6 protein-coding genes are annotated in these 5,083 nt (G+C 64.5%); 3 read left to right on the top strand and 3 right to left on the bottom strand.

Going from position 1 to position 5,083, the window contains the following annotated elements; all coding sequences use genetic code 11:
• The 3 genes from C493_RS12320 to C493_RS12310 form a co-directional block, all read right to left on the bottom strand.
• Positions 1-403 (bottom strand): DUF7260 family protein (locus tag C493_RS12320; RefSeq protein ID WP_007259772.1); only part of this gene is annotated, 403 nt, incomplete at its 3' end.
• On the bottom strand, positions 400-1,293 hold the full coding sequence (locus tag C493_RS12315; RefSeq protein WP_007259771.1) for a DUF7551 domain-containing protein: 894 nt from the start codon (positions 1,291-1,293) through the stop codon (positions 400-402). The genes C493_RS12315 and C493_RS12320, both read right to left, overlap by 4 nt.
• A 280-nt stretch (positions 1,294-1,573) precedes the next feature.
• Positions 1,574-1,771 carry a hypothetical protein gene (locus C493_RS12310; RefSeq protein ID WP_004215684.1) on the bottom strand — a complete coding sequence of 66 codons (198 nt, stop codon included), beginning with the start codon at positions 1,769-1,771 and terminating at the stop codon, positions 1,574-1,576.
• A 237-nt stretch (positions 1,772-2,008) separates the two neighbouring features.
• Here C493_RS12310 and C493_RS12305 point away from each other — a divergent pair, with 237 nt between their 5' ends.
• From C493_RS12305 to C493_RS12295, 3 genes are all read left to right on the top strand, one after another.
• Entirely contained in the window at positions 2,009-2,317 is a 309-nt protein-coding gene (locus C493_RS12305; protein WP_007259770.1) for a non-histone chromosomal MC1 family protein, read from the top strand.
• Positions 2,318-2,642: 325 nt separating this feature from the next.
• Positions 2,643-3,971 carry an MFS transporter gene (locus tag C493_RS12300; RefSeq protein ID WP_007259769.1) on the top strand — a complete coding sequence of 443 codons (1,329 nt, stop codon included), beginning with the start codon at positions 2,643-2,645 and terminating at the stop codon, positions 3,969-3,971.
• 163 nt (positions 3,972-4,134) lie between these two features.
• Positions 4,135-5,083, top strand: a 949-nt coding sequence (locus C493_RS12295; protein WP_007259768.1) for an amidase family protein, incomplete at its 3' end; no start/stop codon positions are given.

Raw genomic sequence — 5,083 nt, 5'->3', positions numbered from 1 at the left:
GAGATGTGTATAAGAGACAGGCCTTCACGTCGGGCGTGAATCGACGGTCGCTCTCCGGCGACAGGGCGAGCGCGAGGTCAGGACCGAGTTCGTCCCGGACGTGCTCCGCGAGCGTCGGCGGCCGAGCAGCGCTCGGCGTCGCCTCCCGAACCGTCTCGTCGAACGCGTCCCGAACCGCTCGACACCGATCCGGCGACCGCGACGGCGCCGCTCGAGCGTCGACTACCGAGGTCGAGACCGCCGTCGCGTTGCCCGTCGACGCCGCCGTCCGAGGCGGCGACGCCGGTTCGATCCCCTCGAGCGCGCGGGCGAAGCGCTCGAGGGCCGCGACCGTCTCGTCGGTTTGCGTCCGCTCGGCGTCGACTCGCTCTCGCGCCCGGTGGATGCGGGTCGTGACGGTCATCGCTCACCCCAGGAAACGCTGAGGAGGCCGCTCGGACCGTCGGCGGGCGCGGTCGTCACGTCGATCCGCCAGTTCGAATCCGGCGAGGACGCGGCGGCCACGGCGAGGTCTCGACTCGGAAACCGACGGAACAACTCGAGGACCATCGGAAGCGTCACCGCGCGGTCGGCCGATCGGCCGAGCACGTAGTCCTCGAGCGTGACGGCCCATGACCGCGTGCCGGTGTCGAGGTCGACCGTCGGTTCGATCGCGTACGACTCGAGCAACGCGACGGACTCGAGTCGCGACAGCGTCGCCTCGAGCGGGTCGTCGCCCGACGGTCGCGCGGGGAGTCGCTGTGCGGCCGCCAACAGGACGTCGCGCTGGGCGGCCGGTTCGAGGGAATCTTCGAGTTCCACAGCCGTGCTCTCGAGCAGACGAAGGCAGAGTTCGTCGGGGTCGTCGATCGTTTCGGCGGTCTCGAAGTAGGTGTCCATGATCGTGTCCTCGAGAGCCGCGTGCGACGAGTCGTCGATCGTCTCGAAGACGGCGCCCGCGACGGTGTGACAGAAGTCGACGACCGATCGATTCGGGTCGTGATCGGCCGGTGACCGCGTCTCGAGGTCGGCGGCCGTAGCCGACGACTCGCCATCGACCGCCGTGCCGTCCGCCGCGCGCGAACAGACGATCACGTCATAGTACGGCACGTGCGGATCGTACTGCCGGAGCGCTCCGCGGTACTGTTCGGTCGCTCGCGCGGCCGCTCGAGCCGTCGTCCGACTCTCGAAGGAGAGACCCGTGGCGGGAACCGGCCGCTCTCCCGTGCGAGCGCAAACGAGGTAGTACGATCCGGAGTCGCTGGCGAGCGACTCGATACACCGTCTGATGTCGTCGAGTGTTGCGCCGACCATTTTAGGCTAACCTAAAAAAGACAGTCACATATAATTTAGGTGCACCTAAAGAGGAGAGCGGATATCAGAACGCGCCGCTGGGAGAGCGAAAGCAATGGGGAACGCATAGCTCGAGGGGCCTGATCACTACGAGAAGTAGTACCGCGAGCGAGGCCGAAGGCCGGGCGAGCGGGCCGACGACTGACTCGGCGCGAACGAAGGAGCGGAGAAAAAGGAGGAGGCTTTAATCGAATTTTTGCCGAGGGCCGCTGAAGGCGGCCCGCAGCGCAAAACTTCGTTGTCAGAACTCGTGTTCGACGTCGTCCTCGTCGGCTTTCTGGATGATAATCTTCCCGTCCCGGACTCGGACGAAGACTTCGTCACCGATATCCATCCCCGCGACTGCGAGTTCGTCCTCGTGGAGATTGAGGTGAACGTTGTGATAGTTGCCGTCTTCGTCTTTCGCACCGCTTGGACTCAGCTTCTTTTTCCGTACCATCGCGGGATTCTATGACGAACTTCGCCGTAGGATATACTTAAGTGTTTTCGACGGCCGACAACTGATCGAATTCTGCCGGAACGACGGGGACAGGACACGGTCCTCGACCGGCGCAACGAAGGGATATTGCGAAAGACTGCCGTAGGCTATCCACTTAAAGATACCGCCGCAGTCGGTCGATTTCGGGGGATATCTTTATGTCGGATCGTGTGCTGGATTGACACGGAGGCGAAATCTATGGTACGCGAAGATGGGAAACGAAACTTTGCACTGCGCGAATCAGACGGCGAGGAGTCGAGCGTGTTCTCCGGCAATACGCCCCGCCAGGCCGCACTGAAAGCGGCCCGTCGACTCGAGCCTGGCTCGAGCGAAGAGGGCGCCGAACGCGTCGAACTCAGACTCCGAGAGAAAGGCACCGACAAGGTACACATCTACGACGGCTGGGCGTGGGAGGAGACGGCCCCCGACGACAAACCCGACTGGATGCCGAGCGAGATCACGGAGGCAAACGTCTCGAAGAAAGGGATCGAACACCTCGAGGAGTGAGATATCGTTGCGAGTTTTCTCGACCATCGACTAACTAGTGACGAGTGTGTGGTTTTCTGTCCGCGTCAGTCGAATGTACAACCGAGCCGCGGGTCCCGTCTGCAGCGTTCCAGTCCTAGAGGACATCTAGTGAGATAGTTACTGCACACCAGTGTTAGAACTAAGTAATAACTACGCTTATAGGCGTTCGCTCGTCCAAGTATAGATGAAATATGAGGTCGTTCGGCCACAAGAAAACGCAGTTACACTACAGTCGCGTTCAGAAACGGTCATGCCGTTCGGACCCGAAGTTGCCGGTCGAACCGCGGTCAAGAGGGAGTGACCGATGATTCAGGCGAAGTACAAGAACTTGCTGCTGGCGACGGCGATGTTCAACCTCGGCTTCGTCATCTGGTTTTCCTTCGCCCCGTTTACCGAGGGGATCGCCGACGAGTTCGGTCTCTCGGTTGCCCAGCTCGGAATCGTCTCGAGCGCGGCGGTCATCGCCGTGCCGCTGGGCAGAATCGTCATCGGACCGCTCACCGATCGGTTCGGCGCGCCGATCACGGCCGGCTTCACGCTGGTGCTCGTCGGCATCTTCTCGATCATCAGTGCGTTCGCGACGACCTACGAGGTGTTTACGGCCTCGCGGATCGTCGCCTCGCTGGCCGGCATCACGTTCGTCATCGGCATCCAGCACGTCGCCCAGTGGTTCGAAGAGGAGAACCTCGGACTCGCGGAGGGGATCTTCGCCGGAGTCGGTAACGCTGGGGCTGGTCTCGGTGCGTACTTCACGTTACCGCGAATCTTCGGCGAGGGGTACGCGGGTCCGCTGTTCGCGTCGAACTGGCGCGCCGCCTTCTTCTACACCGGCGTCCTCGCCATCGTCCTCGGCGTCGTCTACCTCCTGTTCGGCGACGCGGCCAAAACGGAGGAACGGCGGCAGGCCGCAAAGCAGGGCGTCACGCTCAAACAGTGGCTCTACGTCGCCACCCGCCACGGCGCGGTGGTCCTTTCGGCGGCCTACGTCATGACCTTCGGCCTCGAGTTGGCGATGAACGGCTGGCTGGGCACGTACTACCGCGAAGGGTTCGGTCAGGGTGATCTGGTGATCGCCGCGACGTTCGCGGCGACGTTCTCGATCGCCGCCGGCCTGCTCCGACCGCTCGGCGGCTGGATCAGCGACGTGTTCGCACGTCGGGAACTCGAGCCCTTGCCGTGGTTCGACGGTCGATTCCGCGAGCAGTGGACGTTCATCACGCTGGTGTTTGTCGTGCTCTCGATGTTCGGCATGACGGCCGCCGGGCTGACCGGGAACATCTACGCGGCCGTTCTCGCCGGCTTCTTCGTCGGGCTGGGCTGTGCGTTCTCCGAGGGCGCGATCTTCGCGCAGGTGCCCGCGATGTTCCCCGACAACTCGGGGTCCGTCGCCGGCGTCGTCGGCGGCATCGGCTCGGTCGGCGGCTCGATCTACCCGCTGGTCTTCGCCGCGCCATTCCTGCCCAACCTCCACGTCGGCTACGCCATCGTCGGGCTGACGATGATTCCGATCGTCGCCCTGGCGGCCTGGGTCTTCCAGCCCCACATCGCCGAGAACGCGACCGAAGACGGCTGGTTCATCGACGAGAACCCGACCGCCAACGGCCCGACCGGGAGCGTTCCGAGCGACGACTGAGACGGATTGCTGTTCCGATGTCCCGGCGCAACCGCGGCCCGGGCGGCGGTTCGCCGGAGCTGACGGACAGTAAACCGTATGAGACGGCCTGGACGGTCACGAGAGACAGAGAGTCACCGCTTCGGCCAACGGCTCATTTTGCCGCCCGGACCGTTGCTCCGGTATGCCGCTTCGACCGCCGACGGAAGACGATTTGCGCGAGCTGGCCGAGTCGCTGCATCTGGATCTCACTGCCGACGAACTCGAGTTCTTCGCCGAGATGATCGAGCAGCGCACCGAGGCCTACGAGACGGTCCGGTCGTACGATCCGACGCCGCGACTCGGCGGCGGCGAGCGACGCGAGCGAACGCACGGAACGCGCGTTCCCGACTCGGAGAACCCCCACAACGCCTGGGTGAGCGCGTGCTACGTCGCGGGTGACGACGGCGGCGACCTCGACGGGATGGACGTCGCGATCAAGGACAACGTCTGCGTCGCCGGCGTCGAGATGACCTGCGGCTCGCAGGTCGTCGAGGGGTACGTTCCCGATGTCGACGCGACCATCGTCACCCGGCTGCTCGAGGCCGGCGCCGATATCGTCGGCAAGTCGAACATGGACGACTTCGCCATGACGAGCACGGGCTACAGCGCGTTCGGCCCCATCACGAACCCCCACGACGACGAACGCCTCGCGGGCGGCTCGAGCGGCGGGAGCGCGGTCCTCGTGGCGACCGACGACGTCGACGCTGCGATCGGCACCGATCAGGGCGGCAGCGTCCGGACGCCGGCGGCCCTCTGTGGAATTGTCGGCCACAAACCGACCTACGGACTCGTCCCCTACACCGGCTGCGTCGGTCTCGCCCACGCGATCGATCATCCGGGGCCGATGGCCGGGGACGTCGAGACGACCGCACGCGTCCTCTCGGAAATCGCCGGCAGCAACGAACGGGATCTGCGGAAGCCGTCGTCGGTGCCCGTCGAACCGTACCACGAGCGACTCGACGGCGACGCCGAGGCGCTCTCGATCGGACTCTTACAGGAGGGGTTCGACCGACCCGATGCCGACGAGGGCGTCACGGAACGGATTCGCGGCAGCCTCTGTCTCTTATACACATCTCTGATGGCGCGAGGGA

The sequence above is a fragment of the Natronolimnohabitans innermongolicus JCM 12255 genome, from assembly GCF_000337215.1.
Classification (GTDB): domain Archaea; phylum Halobacteriota; class Halobacteria; order Halobacteriales; family Natrialbaceae; genus Natronolimnohabitans; species Natronolimnohabitans innermongolicus.
Note: the sequence above shows the minus strand (reverse complement) of the source record. Positions and strands in the feature narration are given on the sequence as shown.